Raw genomic sequence first — 15,276 nt, 5'->3', positions numbered from 1 at the left:
GCCGGGCTATGGTGGGGGCGTGATCTGTTCCGCCGCTGCGCGCACCCGCTCCTGAACGCCCCGAGGCCCTCGTGCCTCGGACACGGGCCCATCCCGCGACCTGTTTCCGGTCGCGGAGTTCCCCACGTTCCAGGAGACGGACCATGTTCCTTCGCACCTTCAACACCGACGACTTCGAGGCGCTGGTCGACCTCACCGTCCGCGCCTTCGAGCCCATCCAGGAGGGCATCCGGCACCAGCTGGGGGACGAGCTGTTCGCCCGGCAGAACGGGCAGTGGCGGCAGGACTACCGCGACACCCTGAGAGGGCTGACCGGCCCGGAGAACCAGGGTCGGTTTCTCGTCGCCGAGCTCGGCGGCGCCCCCGTCGGCTACGCCGCCTGGACCACCCACCCCGGCCCCGCCGGGCCGCAGGGAGAGATCACGCTGCTCGCCGTCGACCCCCGGCAGCAGCGGGCCGGCCTCGGCCGCGCCCTGATCGACGGGGCCTGCGAGGCGATGCGCGCTGCCGGCTGCGTCGTGGCCTGGGCGGGCACCGGCGGCGACGAGGCGCACACCGCCGCCCGTGCCGCCTACGCCGCCGGAGGGTTCACGCCGCTGCCCACCGTCTTCTACAGCCGCCTGCTCTAGCAACGGAGCGTGCGTTGCCCACGTTCAGCGGCGGCGCCGCCTGCCTGCTCTGCGACACCGGCCGTGTTCTGCCGGGCTCACGATCGGTCGACGCGGTTGGTGAACTCGCCCCCTTCGGCCAGTGCCCTCAGGTTCTCGCGGAGCAGGTGCACGGCCCCGATGGGCCGGCCACCGGCCATGTGCGGGGTGACGATCAGGTGGGGAGCCGACCACAGGGGGGATTCCGCCGGCAGGGGCTCCTGGGCAGCGACGTCGATCGCCGCGCCGGCGATCGACCCGGTCTCGAGGGCGTGCACGAGAGCGTCCTCGTCGACGGTCGAACCCCTGCCCACATTGACTACGAGGGCGCGCTGCGGAAGGGCGTCGAGCCTCTCGCGGTTCAGCGCACGCTCCGTCGCCGGGTCGTGAGGCAGGACGAGGACCAGGACGTCCGTCCCGGGCAGGTGCTCCGGCAGCTGCTCCGGCGTGATGACCGGGTGCCCGCCTCGTTCGCCGGGGCTCCGGGCGACGCCGGTGACCTGACTGCCCAGAGCCCCGCACAGGTCCGCCAGGTGCTGCCCGATGGCGCCGAACCCCCATATGAGGACGCGGGCGTCCATGAGTGTGGTGACCCGGTCCTCGGGGTGCAACGGTTGCAGGCCGCCCAGCTGAGGGTCCCAGTGGCGCTCGTGCTGGCGCTGGGCCGCGGCCGGCAGCCGGCGCACCAGGTTCAGGATCAGCGCCAGCGCGTGCTCGGCCACGGGCTGCGTGTGCAGGCCGACGCCGGAGCAGATGACCGCCTCGTCACGGAACCCGGCCTTCAGCACGCTGTCCGGCCCGGCCGCCAGCGCTTGGACGAGCTGCACTCGGTGGAGGCGGCGGGCCGACTCCTGCAGGACGTCGAGGGGGGCGCCCCAGACGACGACGGCTTCCGCATCGGCATGCTCCGGCGGGACGGGATCCTCGGCCGGATAGCGGATCACCTCGTGGTCGGTGAGGTCGCCCGGGTCGATGTCGGTGCTGTCGGGGATCAGGATCTTCATCGGGTCGTGCTCTCCTGGTCGGTGTGGCGCGTCCGGCGGCCCAGCGAGCTGCTGGGTGCTCGGCGCGGTCGAGTCCGTGATGCGGGCCGCGTCGGTGGATCAGCGGATGACGGGTTCCGGGGCGTCGAGGATCCCCAGCTCGTGCCGGCGTGGGAACCCCTCCCAGTCGCCGGGGACCAGGCAGGCGAAGGCTCCCGTCTTCCCGGCGGTCTCGAGCCTCTCGCTGGGCCGGCGGCCGGAGATCAGCTCGGCGAGGTAGCCGGCCACGAAGGCGTCGCCGGCGCCGACCGTGTCCAGCGCTTCGATCGGCACGGCCGCCTGGTGGAGAAGCTCCCCGTCGATCAGTGCCACAGCACCCTCGCCACCCAGTTTGATGATGACCTGGCGGGGGCCGTAGGCGGCGATCCGGTCGGCGAGATCGGCCGGATCAGTGCCGGCTCCGACGGCGATGGCCGCTTCGTCGTCACCGGCGAAGACGATGTCGGTCTGGGCGATGACGTCCCGGTAGAACGCCCCGGCGGTGTCGCGGTCCCACAGGTTGCCCCGGAAGTTGAAGTCGAACGAGACGAGGGTTCCGGCTGCGCGCGCCACGGCGAGGGCATGGCGAAGCGTGTCCTGGCATTGGGATGACAGGGCGGCGGTGATGCCGCTGACGTGCAGCAGCCCTGCCCCGGCAATGAGATCCTCGTCGATGTCCTGAGGTGCCAGCCGCGATCCCGCGCTGCCGCTGCGGTAATAGGTGACGCGCTGGACCGAGGGCGTGCGGCTCTCCTTGATCATCAGACCGGTGGGGGCGGTGGGGTCGACGGTGACGCGGGTGTCCACGCCCTCGGCGCGGATCTCCCGTTCCACCAGGATCCCGAGGGAGTCGTCGCCGACGCGTCCGCACCACGCCACGGGAATGCCCAGACGGTGAAGACCGATGGCGACATTGGACTCGGACCCCCCGATGCTCAGGCTCAGGCTGGAGGAGTGGGCCAGGGGCCCGGGCCGATCGGCGCGCATCAGCGCCATGGTCTCGCCGAAGGTGACGACGTACGGGAGGGGCGTGCCCGGGACGGTCACCGGTCCTCCCCGGCTCGGTCCACGAGGGCGCGCACCCGCCGAGCCCGGGCGGTCAGGTCCTCGAGGTCCCCTCCGGCGAAGGCGTCACCGAGCAGCGGCCCGCCCAGGCTCACGGCCAGGGCGCCGGCGGCGATCCACGCGGGGGCGTCGTCGATGCTCACCCCACCGGAGGGCACGATCTCCAGGTCCGGGAAGGGACCGCGCAACTGGGCGAGGTAACCGGGCCCGACGACGGAGGCGGGGAAGACCTTGACCGCGGTCGCCCCGGCCTGCCACCCGGTGTGCAGCTCGGTGGGGGTGAGCCCGCCGGGATAGACCGGCACCGCGCGACGGGTGCACGTCGTGACGACGGCAGGGTCGGTGGTCGGGGTGACGATGAACGCGGCGCCCCCGTCCAGGGCGGCCTCGGCCTCCTGGACCGAGGTGACGGTGCCCACGCCGATCTCCACGGCGGACCCGAACTGCTCGAGCAGCACGGGCAGCTCCTCGAAGACGCCGGCGGTGCTGAGGGTGAGCTCGATGCTGCGCACCCCACCACGTTCCAGAGCCTCGATGACCGGAGCGTACTCGTGGGCGTGGGCGGCTCGCAGCACGGCCACCACCCTGGTGGTCCTCAGGAGGGAGGAGGGAGCCGGGCGGGACGTGCCGCCGTGGTCGTGCACGGGGAGCATGGGTTTTCCTTTCACTGACGGCCGGGAAGTTCGGAGGCCGTGGCACGAAGCCGGGACGGAGATGACCGGACGTGCCCGACGGGTCGTCGGACACGAGGGCCCGGGCGGCTCATCGGCCCAGCCAGCCTCCGTCCACGGGCAGGACGATGCCGGAGACGTAGTCGGAGGCCGCGCTGGAGAGGAAGACGGTGGCTCCGGCAAGATCCTCCGCGGCGCCCCAGCGCCCGGCGGGAATGCGGTCGAGGATGGCCCGGGAGCGGTCCGGGTCGTCGCGCAGGGCCTGGGTGTTGTCCGTGGCGATGTAGCCCGGAGCAATGGCGTTGACCGTGACCCCGCGGCCGGCCCACTCGTTGGACAGGGCCTGGGTCAGCCCGGCGATGCCGGACTTGGAGGCGGTGTAGCCGGGGACGTTGATGCCGCCCTGGAAGCTCAGCAGGGAGGCGGTGAAGATCACCTTGCCGGTGCCCCGGGCGAGCATCGCCCTGCCCACCTCTCGGGTGAGCACGAACTGCGAGGAGAGGTTCACCTGGATGACCTCGTCCCACAGCTCGTCGGGGTGCTCCGCGGCGGGGGCTCTCCTGATCGTCCCGGCGTTGTTCACCAGGATGTCGACCGGCCGCTCCATCGCCGCCAGCTCTCGCCCCAGGGCCGTGACGTCTCCGCGGTCGGTGAAGTCCACGGTGCGGGCGGAGAAGGACCGGCCCAGGGCCTCTACGGCTCGCGAGACGGCGCTGCCCTCCTGCTCCAGGGTGGCGCTGACGCCGATGATGTCCGCCCCGGCGGCGGCCAGCGCCTCGGCCATCGCCCTGCCGATGCCGCGCTTGGCCCCGGTGACGACAGCGAGCTTGCCGGTGAGGTCGAACATGTCCGGGCTCATTCCGCGCCCGCCTGGCAGTCGATGAGGACCTTCATGGCCTGGCCGGAGGCCAGCTTGTCGAAGGCATCGGCGGTCTCGGCCAGCGGCAGGATCGCCGTGATCAGCTGCTCCGCGGGCACGGCGCCGGCGGCGAGCATGTCCACGGCGGTCTCGAAGTCGGCCCGTTCGTAGACGCGGGCTCCGACAATGGTCAGCTCGCGCCAGAAGACCCGCTGGAGATCCACCGGGCGGGGCTGCGGATGGATGGCCACGACGACCAGCCGTCCGCGGACCTTGGCGAGCGCAGTGGCGCCGAGGACGGCGGCGGCTGCTCCGGAAACCTCGAAGACCACGTCGGCGCCGGCGCCGCCGGTCCACTCCTCGACCCATTCGACCTGGTCCTGGGCCGACGGGTCGAGCACTTCGAAGCCGAGTTCCTGGATCATCCGGCGCCTGCCGGCGTCGAGCTCGACGACCACGACGTCGGCGCCCAGGTGACGGGCGGTGGTGGCGATGAGGACCCCGATCGGTCCGCCGCCGATGACCACGGCCTTCTCGCCCGGCCGCAGCTCGGAGCGCCGCACGTCGTGGACGGACACCGCCACCGGCTCCACCAGAGCCGCATGGTCCAGGCGCAGGGACTCGGGCAGCCGGACCAGGACGTGGGCGGGGACGTTCCACCGCCCCTGCAGGGAGCCCGGGGAGTCGATGCCGATGAAGTCGAGGTTCTGACAGATGTGCTGGTGGCCTGCCCGGCAGGCGGGGCACCGCCCGCACCAGTCCAGGGGCATGACGGTCACGGGATCTCCGACCGCCCAGTCCTCGACTCCTTCGCCGACCACCGCGATCCGCCCCGACATCTCGTGGCCGAGGACCGCCGGCAGGGTGACCCGCGCATCCATGCTGCCGTGCAGCACGTGCAGGTCGGTGCCGCAGATCCCCGTGTAGGCGACCTCGATCTGGACCTCTCCCGCCCCGGGGGCGCGCGGATCCCGGGTGGTGACCTCGACGGTGCTGTTGCCGATGTAGGTGGCTGCTCGCATGCTGCGTGCCTCTCTAGGAGTCAGTGGGCTCGAGTGTCACCGTCATATTCTTGTGATCCACGGCACACGTCCTGTAGGAATAGTCCGAATCCTATAGAGCTGGAATGGCGTGGTCAACGTTTTTCCGGGTCCCTGGCGACTCGCCCCCACCGGCAAGCCGGCAGGGAGCAATCTTGCGTCACACCATTGTCTATGAGGCAGATCACATATAGGATTCAAACATTCCATATAGGTAAGGATGGTGGCGATGTCCGCATCTACTCTGTTCGACGTCCCAGGCCTCGTTCGCCTGGCTTCCCAAGTCCTCGCGGCCCACGGTGTTCCGGAGGCCGATGCCCTGCTGACCGCGCGATCGCTGGTGCAGGCGGATCAGCGGGGAATCTACTCCCACGGTCTTCTGCGGCTGCCGCTCTACGCCGAGGCCCTCCGGCTGGGCGGGATCAACGCTGCTCCGTCCATGACGTGGACCCGCGACACCGGCAGCGTCGCCGCCCTGGACGCGGACGCGGCGCTGGGGCAGGTGGCCATGCAGGCCGCCGTGGACCACGTCCTGGAGCGCGGTGCCGCCCACGGCATCGCGGCCGTGGCCGTCAGCAACAGCAGCCACTACGGCGCCGGCGCCTTCTGGAGCGACCAGCTGGCGGCTGCCGGCTTCCTGACGGTCCTCACGTCGACCACGGGTCCGGTCGTGGCGCCGCACGGCGGGATCGAGAAGGTCCTGGGCACGAACCCGTTGACCCTGGGAGCTCCCAGCGCCGGGGAGTGGCCGCTGACCGCCGATCTCGCCACCAGCAGCGGCGCCTACGGAAAGGTGATCGCGGCCCGCAACGAGGGCACGCAGCTGCCCGAGGGGTGGGCCGTCGACTCCGAGGGCCGGCCCACCACGGACCCCGTGGCCGCGGCCGAAGGGTCCATGATCCCCTTCGGCGGGCACAAGGGATCCGCCGTCGCCGTGCTGCTCGAGGCGTTCGCCGCCTCGCTGACGGACGCGACCTATGCCTTCGAGACCGTGGACATCTGGTCCAATCCCGCTTCGCGGATGAACAACGGGCATCTGCTGATCGGCCTCGACACCGCGGCCTTCGGCGGCCGGGAGCACACGCAGACGCGGGTGCAGACCCTGCAGGAGCGCGTCCGCGGCTCCGGCCCCGGTGGCCGCCCCGTCCTGGCCCCGGGAGACCCGGAACGTCTTCGCGAGCAGGAGCACGCCGCCACCGTCTCCCTGCCCACGTCCACCGCCGACCAGCTGGCGGAGCTCGCCGCCCGGCTCGGACTCGACCCGATCCAGCCCGTTCCCACCTCAGCAGCCACCTCCTCCGAAAGGACCCAGCGATGACCCGCAAGACCTCGCGCACCCGCCAGACGACCTCCCGACGTGGAGCGGCGGCCGCGCTCGGCGTCGCCGCCACCGCGACCCTCCTGCTCACCGGGTGCGGGGTCGGGGAGCCGGTGGACCGCAGCACCGTGGAGCCGGCCGACCCCGACGCCACGACCCTCCGCCTCGCGCACGTCTACGACGCCGGCCACCCGGTCGAGGAGTGCGGCGTCAGCACGCTCAACGAGGAGCTGCAGGGCAGCGGCCTGCAGGTCGACAGCTTCCCGGCCGCGCAGCTGGGCAGCGAGGCCGAGTCCCTCGAGCAGGTGGAGAACGGCAGCCTCGACATGGCCATTGCCGGCCCGTCCTTCCTGGGCGTGTGGCACAAGCCGGCCGAGGTCCTGGATGCCGCCTACCTCATCGAGGACGCCGACCACTACGTGGAGGCGGTGGAGGGCGAGGCGATGCAGACCGTCTTCGACGACCTCTACGAGGCCTCCGACATCAAGGTGCTCTCCAGCTGGTACTACGGCACCCGCCACGTCACCGCCAACAAGGAGATCTCGGGCCCCGAGGACTTCCGGGGTCTGAAGATCCGCACCCCCAACGCGCCGCTGTACCTGGAGAACATCAAGGCGATGGGCGGCACCGCCACGCCGATGGCCCTGGACGAGGTGTACCTGGCCCTCCAGCAGGGGGTCATCGACGCCCAGGAGAACCCGATCCCGACGATCGCCACCGCCAAGTTCAACGAGGTCCAGGACTACATCAACCTCACCGGCCACATGGTCCAGGGCGTCCACATCACCACCGGCCGCTCCGTCTACGAGGGCCTCTCCGAGGAGCAGCGCACCGCGCTGGACTCGGCGATGGGGGCCGCGGCGGACGCCACCCGCCAGTGCATCGAGGAGCAGGAGCAGTCCGTGCTGGAGGAGTGGAAGAACGGCGAGGGGATCCAGGTCAACGAGAACGTCGACCGGGAGGCGTTCGCCGCCGCCGCCGAGGAGGCCCTGAGCGAGCAGCCCTGGGCCGATGTCTACCAGCGGATCCAGGACCGGCAGTGAGCGAGCGCGCAGGGGCGGACCCCACGCCGCAGCAGCACGAGCACAACCTCGCCTCGGGCCTGCACGTGCCCCAGGAGCCGGACGAGCCCGACTACCTGGAGCAGCGCAGCAGGGTCTACCGCTGGCTCGTGGTGGCCGAACGCGCGGCCTCGTGCACCTTCCTGGTGGCCACGCTGGGCCTGATCATGGTGCAGGTCGTCAGCCGCTACGTCTTCAACACGCCGTTCACCTGGACCGAGGAACTGGCGCGCTTCGCGCTGCTGTGGTTCGCGTTCGTCTCGGCCGGCTTCGTCATGGCCCGGCGCATCCACATCGCCGTGGACCTGGTGGCCAGCAAGCTCGGCCGGAGGGGGGCCATCGTGATGGACACCTTCGCCCTGGTCACGGTGGTCGCCACCTCCGGGGTGATGGCGTGGGCCGGAGCGGGGTTCGCCGCCGGCGCCGGCCGGCTCGCGGCTCCGGCGACCTCGATGCCCATGAGCGTGGTCTACGCCTCGGCGGTGGTGGGCTTTGGGCTGATCTGTCTGCACGCCGTCCTGCACGTCTATCTGAACATCCGCCACCCGGAACTAGTGCCGGACGCCATGGAAAACCTCGAGCGGGAAGCGGTGTAGGCCCCATGACTCTTCTGCTGATGCTGATCGGGCTGCTCCTGCTGCTCGCCCTGCGCGTGCCCGTCTCCTTCGCGCTGCTGATCCCGTCCCTGGTCTACGTGGTCTCGGACCCCGCCCTGAGCATGGGCACCGCCGTCCAGCAGACGGTCTCGGGCGTGGACAGCTTCGCGATCCTGGCCGTGCCGATGTTCATCCTGCTGGGCAACCTCGCGAACGTCTCCGGGGTCACCGACAAGCTCTACGACGCCGCCGTGGCGGCCATCGGCCACCTGCGCGGCAGCCTCGGCTACGTCAACGTGGCGACGAGCTTCGGCTTCTCCTGGATGAGCGGCGCGGCCATCGCCGACGCCGCGGCCATGGGCCGGGTGCAGGTGCCGGCAATGGTCCGGCGCGGCTACACACCGGAGTTCGCCCTCGGGGTGACCGGGGCCTCGAGCCTCATCGCGCCGATGATCCCGCCGAGCATCCCCGCGATCATCTACGCGGTGACCGCCGGTGTCTCGGTCGGTGCGCTGTTCATGGCCGGCATCGTCCCGGCGCTGGTGCTGGTGACCGCCCTGTGCGTCACGGTCTGGTTCCTGACCCGCAAGCAGGAGCAGCTCCGGCTCCCCCGGTCCACCTGGGGCACCCGCGGGAGGACCGCGGTCGCCGCACTGCCTGCCCTGGGCTCCGCGGTCGTGATCCTGGGCGGCATCCTCAGCGGCATCTTCACCCCCACGGAGGCCAGCGGCATCGGGGTCGTCTACATCCTCGTCCTCGCCCTGGTGTACAAGGCCCTGACCTGGCGCAAGATGTACCGCACCCTGCTCACCACAGTGGAGACCTCCGGGTCCGTGCTGCTGATCGTGGCCGCGGCCGCGCTCTTCGGCTGGGTCCTGGCCCGCGAGCAGGCCCCGCAGGTCGCCGCGAACCTCATCCTGGACCTGACCAACCAGCCGATCGTCTTCCTGATCCTGGTCAACGTCCTGCTGCTGATCGTGGGGTGCGTGCTCGAGCCCACTGCCGCGATCCTGATCCTCGTCCCGGTGCTCGCCCCGGTCGCCGAGACCTTCGGGATCGACCCCATCCACCTCGGCATCATGGTGATCTTCAACCTGCTCATCGGGCTGATCACCCCGCCCGTGGGGTTGGTGCTGTTCGTGCTCTCGAGCGTCACCAAGGCCTCGGTGCCCACGGTGATCAAGGGCATCCTGCCCTTCTTCGCCCCGATGGTGGTCACCCTGCTGGTCATCACCTTCCTGCCCGTCATGACCCTCGGCCTGCCGACGGTCCTCGGCTTCCTGTAAGCCCCTTCCCCTCTCGACCACATAAGGAACCACCTCATGTCCAAGATCTCCTCCGTCCGCACCACCGACGTCCGCTTCCCCACCTCCCTCGAGCTCGACGGCTCGGACGCCGTCAACGTGGACCCCGACTACTCCGCCGCCTACGTCGAGGTGAGCACCGACGAGGGCGAGACCGGCCACGGCCTCGTCTTCACCTGCGGCCGCGGCAACGAGCTGATCACCGCGGCCATGGACAGCTACGGGGAGCTGCTCGTGGGGCGGGACACCGACGAGCTCGTCAACAACCTCGGCGACGCGTCCCGCCGGCTGGTCCACGACTCGCAGCTGCGCTGGCTCGGCCCCGAGAAGGGCGTCTCCCACATGGCCTGCGGCGGCCTGGTGAACGCCCTGTGGGACATCCGGGCGCGCCGCGAGCAGAAGCCGCTGTGGCTGCTGCTGAGCGAGATGTCCGCCGAGGAACTGATCAGCGCGGTGGACTTCACCCACATCCGCAACGCCCTCACCCCGGAGGACGCCGCCGCGATCCTGGCGCGCGGCCAGGAGGGCAAGGCGGAGCGCATCGCCGAGCTGAAGAGGGACGGCTACCCGGCCTACACCACCACCCCCGGGTGGCTGGGCTACAGCGACGAGAAGCTCGTGCGCCTGTCCAAGGAGGCCGTCGAGGCCGGCTTCGGGATGATCAAGCTCAAGGTGGCCGGCAGCATCGAGGACGACCGCCGCCGCCTGGGCCTCGCCCGTGAGGCCGTGGGCCCGGACGTGCGCATCGCCATCGACGCCAACCAGCGCTGGGAGGAGCAGGAGGCGATCGACTGGGTCAACCAGCTGCAGGACTTCCAGCCCTACTGGATCGAGGAGCCGACCAGCACCGACGACATCCTGGGCCACGCCGCCATCCGCAAGGGCGTCCACCCGGTCAAGGTCGCCACCGGCGAGGCCGTGCACAACCGCATCATCTTCAAGCAGCTGCTGCAGGCCGGGGCGATCGACGTGATGCAGATCGACTCCACCCGCGTGGCCGGGGTCAACGAGAACATCGCCAACCTGCTGCTGGCGGCGCGGTTCGACGTCCCGGTCTGCCCGCACGCCGGGGGAGTGGGGCTGTGCGAGCTGGTCCAGCACTTCTCCTTCTTCGACTACGCCGCCGTCACCGGGTCCATGGAGAACCGGGTCATCGAGTTCGTGGACCACCTGCACGAGCACTTCGCCGAGCCCGTGGTGGTGTCCAACGGCCGGTACCAGGCGCCCACGCTGCCCGGCAACGGCGCGGAGATGCTGCGGCCCTCGGTCGAGCGCTGGACCTTCTCCTCCGGCGCCGGATGGCAGGACGTCCTGGCCCGCTGATCCCGACACTTCTCAAGGAGGCACCATGAACACCGCCGTCAGCCCAGCCACCACCGCCGAGGAAGTGGACCGGGTCGCCCGGGCCGCTCACGAGGCGTACCTGATCTCCGCCGCCCAGACGCCCGCCACCCGGGCCTCCTGGCTCACCGCCCTGGCCGAGGCCCTGCGCGCCCACGACGACGAGCTCGTCGGCATCGGCGCGGAGGAGACCAATCTCGCCGAGGGGCGCCTGCGCGGGGAGCTCAAGCGCAGCGCCTTCCAGCTGGACCTCTTCGCCGAGGAGGTCCGCACCGGGGTGGCCCTGGACGCCGTCATCGACCACGCCGACCCGGACTGGGGGATGGGCCCGCGCCCGGACATCCGCCGGGTGAACGTCCCCCTGGGCGTGGTGGGCGTCTTCGGCGCGTCCAACTTCCCCTTCGCCTTCAGCGTCATGGGCGGGGACAGCGCCTCGGCCCTGGCGGCCGGGTGCGCCGTGCTGCACAAGATCCACGGCGGGCACAAGAGGCTCGGCCTGCGCACCGCCGAGGTCGTCGTCGAGGCGCTGGAGCAGGCGGGCGCCCCGCAGGGACTGTTCGCCGTGCTCGACGGCCGGGAGGCGGCCACCGCGCTGGTGGACCACCCCCTGGTGAAGGCGATCGGCTTCACCGGCTCCACCGCCGGCGGCCGGGCGCTCTTCGACCGGGCGTCCGCCCGGCCCGAGCCCATTCCCTTCTACGGGGAGCTGGGCAGCATCAATCCCGTGTTCGTGCTGCCCGAGGCCTGGGAGCACCGCTCCGAGGAGATCCTCAAGGGCTACGCCGGGTCCTTCACCATGGGCATGGGTCAGTTCTGCACCAAGCCCGGGGTGCTCTTCGTCCCGGAGGAGGGCGACGCGGAGCAGGTCCGCGACACCCTGACCGGAGCCCTGGCCGAGGCCCCGCTGGCCAAGCTGCTCACCCCGGGGCTGCGCGAGTCCTTCGGCCAGGCCCGCGACGAGGTCGCCGCCCTCGAGGGCGTGGAGACACTCGTGCCAGGCTCCGACGAGGAGGTGCCCGCACCGACCGTCCTGGCCGTCGACGCCGAGCAGGTCCGCAAGGACCCGGAGGTGCTGCACCGCGAGATGTTCGGCCCGGCCACGGTCATGGTCCGCTACCGGGACGCCGCCCAGCTGCCCGAGCTGGCGGAGCTGATGGAGGGGCAGCTGACGGCCACCGTCCACGGCGACGAGGGCGACGACAGCGCCGCGCTGGTGGACACCCTGGCCGGGAAGGCCGGCCGGGTCCTGTGGAACGGGTGGCCCACCGGCGTCACCGTCTCCTACGCCCAGCACCACGGCGGGCCCTACCCGGCGACGACGTCGAACACCACGTCGGTGGGCACGGCCGCGATCGGGCGGTTCATGCGTCCGGTGTCCTACCAGGACCTGCCCGACGCCGCGCTGCCGCCGGCCCTGCAGGAGGCCAATCCCTGGGGGATCGCCCGCCGGGTGGACGGGCGGTTCGAACCCGCCACGACCGAAGGAGCCCACGCATGAGCCCGCAGCACAGCACCCCGGAGACCGCCCCGTCGCCCCGCCTCGACCCGGCGAGCGTGCTGCCGCGGGACCACGAGCGGGCGCTGCTGGTGGGCCGGGTCTGGGACCCCGAGACCGGAGGCCCGCGTCCGGTGCGGGTGGACGGAGATCGGCTCGTGGACCTGTTCCCCGCCGCCCGGACGGTGGCGGAGCTGCTGGACTCCGCCGACCCCGCGGCCGTGCTCGAGGCGGCGGCCACCGGAGGGGCCCGCAGCTGGGACCTGGCCGAGGTCCTGGCCGCGACCGCCGCCGGCTCGACCGGGGAGGCGACGCTGCTCGCCCCGGTGGACCTGCAGGCCGTGAAGGCGTGCGGGGTGACGTTCGTGGACTCCATGATCGAACGCGTCATCGAGGAGCGCTGCGGCGGGGACTTCGCCCAGGCCGAGCAGATCCGGGCCCAGGTCCTCGAGGCCCTGGGCGGCAACCTCGCCGGCCTGAAGCCGGGCTCGGCGGAGGCCGCCCGGGTCAAGGAGGTCCTGCTCCGGGAGGGATTCTGGTCCCAGTACCTGGAGGTGGGCATCGGCCCGGACCCGGAGGTCTTCACCAAGGCCCCGGTGCTCTCGGCCGTCGGGGCCGGGGCCCGCATCGGGATCCCGTCCTTCTCCTCCTGGAACAACCCGGAGCCGGAACTGGTGCTCGTGGTGGACAGCCGGGGCACCGTGCGCGGGTGCACGCTGGGCAACGACGTGAACCTGCGGGACGTGGAGGGCCGCAGCGCGCTGCTGCTGGGCATGGCCAAGGACAACAACGCCTCGGCCGCCATCGGCCCGTTCGTCCGGGTCTTCGACGAGTCCTACACCCTCGACGACGCGCGGACCGAGACCATCGAGCTCACCGTGCGGGGCGCGGACGGCTACGTGCTGCACGGCACGAACAACGTCTCCCGCCTCAGCCGGCCCTTCGAGGAGCTGGTCCGGGCCGCCCACGGGGCCCACCACCAGTACCCGGACGGCTTCGTGCTGTTCACCGGCACCCTCTTCGCTCCCACGGAGGACCGCGACGAGCCCGGGAAGGGGTTCACGCACCAGCACGGCGACGTGGTCGAGATCAGCAGCCCGCGCCTGGGAACATTGAGCAACACCGTGGCGCCGACCGAAGAGCTGCAGCCGTGGACCTACGGGATCGGGCGCCTCGTGCACTACGTGTCCACCCACGGGTCTCGACCGGAAGGGGTGGACAGGGACGACTCTCTGCCCGAAGGAACCCTCCGCTCATGACCGAAGCCCCATCCCCCTCCGGCCGGGCGCGCACGGACGTCTACGCCGTCCTGCGCGCCCGGATCCTGGACCTCCAGCTGCCCCCGGACAGCAAGGTCAACATCGACGCCATCGCCCGGGAGCTGGGCGTGTCCCAGACCCCGGTGCGCGAGGCGCTGCACCAGCTGGAGGGTGACAACCTCATCCTCAAGACTCCGGGCAAGGGGTACCGCACCACCCCCCTGCTCGACATGGACCAGCTGCGGGAGATGTTCGAACTGCGGCTGCTCATCGAACCGTGGGCGGCCCGGGCCGCGGCCGTCAACCGGCTGAGCAACCCCGGCCGTGCCCTGGCGGCCGGACTGCAGAACTTCATCTCCGGCACCGCGACCGAGGCCAGCACCCGCCATCTGCTGGTGGCCCACGACATGCAGTTCCACGACCAGATCCTCGGCGCCGGCCACAACGAGTTCGCCCACCAGGCGATCCGGGCCACGCACTGCCACCTGCACCTCTTCCGCCTCTACCCGGCGGACTGGTCCGGGGAGCAGACCATCCAGGAGCACGGGGCGATCGTGGAGGCCATCCGCGACTGCGACCCCGACGCGGCGGAGCACGCCATGCACGAGCACCTCATGGGCGCCTACCACCGGTTCGCCGGAGCGTTCGCCGCGGAGGACGATCCCGGTCCCCGCCCGGCGACGGCCGCCCGGCTGACCTGAGCAGGCCACGGAACGAGCAAGGAGCACGCATGAACACCTTCACCGATCTGCGCGTGATCGTCACGGGCGGGGCCTCCGGCATCGGCGCCGCCGTCACGTCCGAGCTGTTGGCCCGCGGCGCCCGCGTCGCCGTCCTGGACCTCAATGTCGACACCCTGCCGGACGGGGCCGTGGGGCTGGGGTGCGACGTGGCCGACCGGTCCTCGGTGCAGTCAGCCGTCGAGGCCGCGGCCGAGGCGCTGGGCGGCATCGACGTCGTCGTCAACAACGCCGCGGTGGGCGCGCTGGGCACGGTGGAGGACAACGACGACGACGAGTGGTCCCGCGTGCTCGACGTCAATGTCACCGGCATCGCCCGCGTCTCGGCCGCCGCCCTGCCGCACCTGCGCCGCTCCCGGATCCCGGCGATCGTCAACACCTCCTCGATCGCCGCCACCCACGGGCTGCCCGACCGGGCCCTGTACTCGGCGAGCAAGGGGGCGGTCGCGGCCCTGACCCGCGCCATGGCCGCGGACCACCTGCGGGAGGGCATCCGCGTGAACTGCGTCAGCCCGGGGACCGCGGACACCCCCTGGGTCGGCCGGCTGCTGGCGGCCGCCGCGGACCCGGTGGCCGAGCGGAAGGCCCTGGAGGCCCGGCAGCCGCACGGGCGGCTCGTCACCGCGGAGGAGGTCGCCGCCTCCATCCTCTTCCTGGCCGATCCCGCCAACGGCTCGACCTCCGGCACCACGCTGCCCGTGGACAGCGGCATGCACGACCTCCTGCTGCGCCCGGCCACCTGACCCCGTCGCTCCCGGGCCGTCCCGCCCGGACGCCACCGTCCCCTCGACCCGAAGGACTGTTCATGGAACTGATGAGACTCGGCCCAGCCGGCCGCGAGAAGCCCGCCGTGCGCCA

The 15,276-nt window shown here is 71.6% G+C and carries 15 protein-coding genes; 10 read left to right on the top strand and 5 right to left on the bottom strand.

From position 1 onward, the window contains the following. The first annotated feature begins 143 nt into the window (after positions 1-143). Positions 144-629: a GNAT family N-acetyltransferase gene (locus tag ABD220_RS10850; protein ID WP_344122460.1), complete on the top strand. Its 486-nt coding sequence runs from the start codon at positions 144-146 to the stop codon at positions 627-629. 77 nt (positions 630-706) lie between these two features. Here the strand turns inward: ABD220_RS10850 and ABD220_RS10845 are convergent, their stop codons facing one another. The 5 genes from ABD220_RS10845 to ABD220_RS10825 form a co-directional block, all read right to left on the bottom strand. Beyond that, positions 707-1,651, bottom strand: coding sequence for an NAD(P)-dependent oxidoreductase (locus ABD220_RS10845; RefSeq protein WP_344122458.1), 945 nt, complete (start codon positions 1,649-1,651; stop codon positions 707-709). 99 nt (positions 1,652-1,750) lie between these two features. Beyond that, the gene (locus tag ABD220_RS10840) at positions 1,751-2,716 is read right to left on the bottom strand and encodes a sugar kinase (protein WP_344122456.1); all 966 of its coding nucleotides are present in this window, start codon (positions 2,714-2,716) and stop codon (positions 1,751-1,753) included. Beyond that, positions 2,713-3,387 carry a bifunctional 4-hydroxy-2-oxoglutarate aldolase/2-dehydro-3-deoxy-phosphogluconate aldolase gene (locus ABD220_RS10835; RefSeq protein WP_344122454.1) on the bottom strand — a complete coding sequence of 225 codons (675 nt, stop codon included), beginning with the start codon at positions 3,385-3,387 and terminating at the stop codon, positions 2,713-2,715. Before ABD220_RS10835 ends, ABD220_RS10840 begins: the two co-directional genes overlap by 4 nt. Positions 3,388-3,496: 109 nt before the next feature. Continuing rightward, positions 3,497-4,252, bottom strand: coding sequence for an SDR family NAD(P)-dependent oxidoreductase (locus ABD220_RS10830; protein ID WP_344122452.1), 756 nt, complete (start codon positions 4,250-4,252; stop codon positions 3,497-3,499). Between the two features lie 8 nt (positions 4,253-4,260). Then, positions 4,261-5,286, bottom strand: a complete 1,026-nt coding sequence (locus ABD220_RS10825) for a zinc-dependent alcohol dehydrogenase (protein WP_344122450.1) — start codon at positions 5,284-5,286, stop codon at positions 4,261-4,263. Positions 5,287-5,533: 247 nt separating this feature from the next. Between ABD220_RS10825 and ABD220_RS10820 the strand changes: the two genes are divergently transcribed. From ABD220_RS10820 to ABD220_RS10780, 9 genes are read left to right on the top strand one after another with little or no spacing between them, the layout of a single operon-like run. After that, complete coding sequence (locus ABD220_RS10820; RefSeq protein ID WP_344122448.1) at positions 5,534-6,622, top strand: Ldh family oxidoreductase; 1,089 nt, start codon at positions 5,534-5,536, stop codon at positions 6,620-6,622. Continuing rightward, on the top strand, positions 6,619-7,665 hold the full coding sequence (locus tag ABD220_RS10815) for a sialic acid TRAP transporter substrate-binding protein SiaP (protein ID WP_344122446.1): 1,047 nt from the start codon (positions 6,619-6,621) through the stop codon (positions 7,663-7,665). The genes ABD220_RS10820 and ABD220_RS10815 overlap by 4 nt, the downstream gene beginning before the upstream one ends. Beyond that, positions 7,662-8,279 carry a TRAP transporter small permease gene (locus tag ABD220_RS10810; protein WP_344122444.1) on the top strand — a complete coding sequence of 206 codons (618 nt, stop codon included), beginning with the start codon at positions 7,662-7,664 and terminating at the stop codon, positions 8,277-8,279. The genes ABD220_RS10815 and ABD220_RS10810 overlap by 4 nt, the downstream gene beginning before the upstream one ends. Before the next feature lie 5 nt (positions 8,280-8,284). Then, positions 8,285-9,565, top strand: a complete 1,281-nt coding sequence (locus ABD220_RS10805; RefSeq protein ID WP_344122442.1) for a TRAP transporter large permease — start codon at positions 8,285-8,287, stop codon at positions 9,563-9,565. A 36-nt stretch (positions 9,566-9,601) separates the two neighbouring features. Further along, a complete protein-coding gene (locus ABD220_RS10800) occupies positions 9,602-10,906 on the top strand; it encodes an enolase C-terminal domain-like protein (protein WP_344122440.1) in 1,305 nt (434 codons plus the stop codon). Between the two features lie 25 nt (positions 10,907-10,931). Then, a complete protein-coding gene (locus tag ABD220_RS10795) occupies positions 10,932-12,422 on the top strand; it encodes an aldehyde dehydrogenase (NADP(+)) (protein ID WP_344122438.1) in 1,491 nt (496 codons plus the stop codon). Beyond that, complete coding sequence (locus ABD220_RS10790) at positions 12,419-13,678, top strand: fumarylacetoacetate hydrolase family protein (RefSeq protein WP_344122436.1); 1,260 nt, start codon at positions 12,419-12,421, stop codon at positions 13,676-13,678. The genes ABD220_RS10795 and ABD220_RS10790 overlap by 4 nt, the downstream gene beginning before the upstream one ends. After that, on the top strand, positions 13,675-14,379 hold the full coding sequence (locus ABD220_RS10785) for a GntR family transcriptional regulator (protein ID WP_344122434.1): 705 nt from the start codon (positions 13,675-13,677) through the stop codon (positions 14,377-14,379). Before ABD220_RS10790 ends, ABD220_RS10785 begins: the two co-directional genes overlap by 4 nt. A 29-nt stretch (positions 14,380-14,408) precedes the next feature. Next, on the top strand, positions 14,409-15,161 hold the full coding sequence (locus ABD220_RS10780) for an SDR family NAD(P)-dependent oxidoreductase (protein WP_344122432.1): 753 nt from the start codon (positions 14,409-14,411) through the stop codon (positions 15,159-15,161). Positions 15,162-15,276 lie beyond the last annotated feature (115 nt).

The organism is Kocuria aegyptia (genome assembly GCF_039530085.1).
Classification (GTDB): Bacteria; Actinomycetota; Actinomycetes; order Actinomycetales; family Micrococcaceae; genus Kocuria; species Kocuria aegyptia.
Note: the sequence above shows the minus strand (reverse complement) of the source record. Positions and strands in the feature narration are given on the sequence as shown.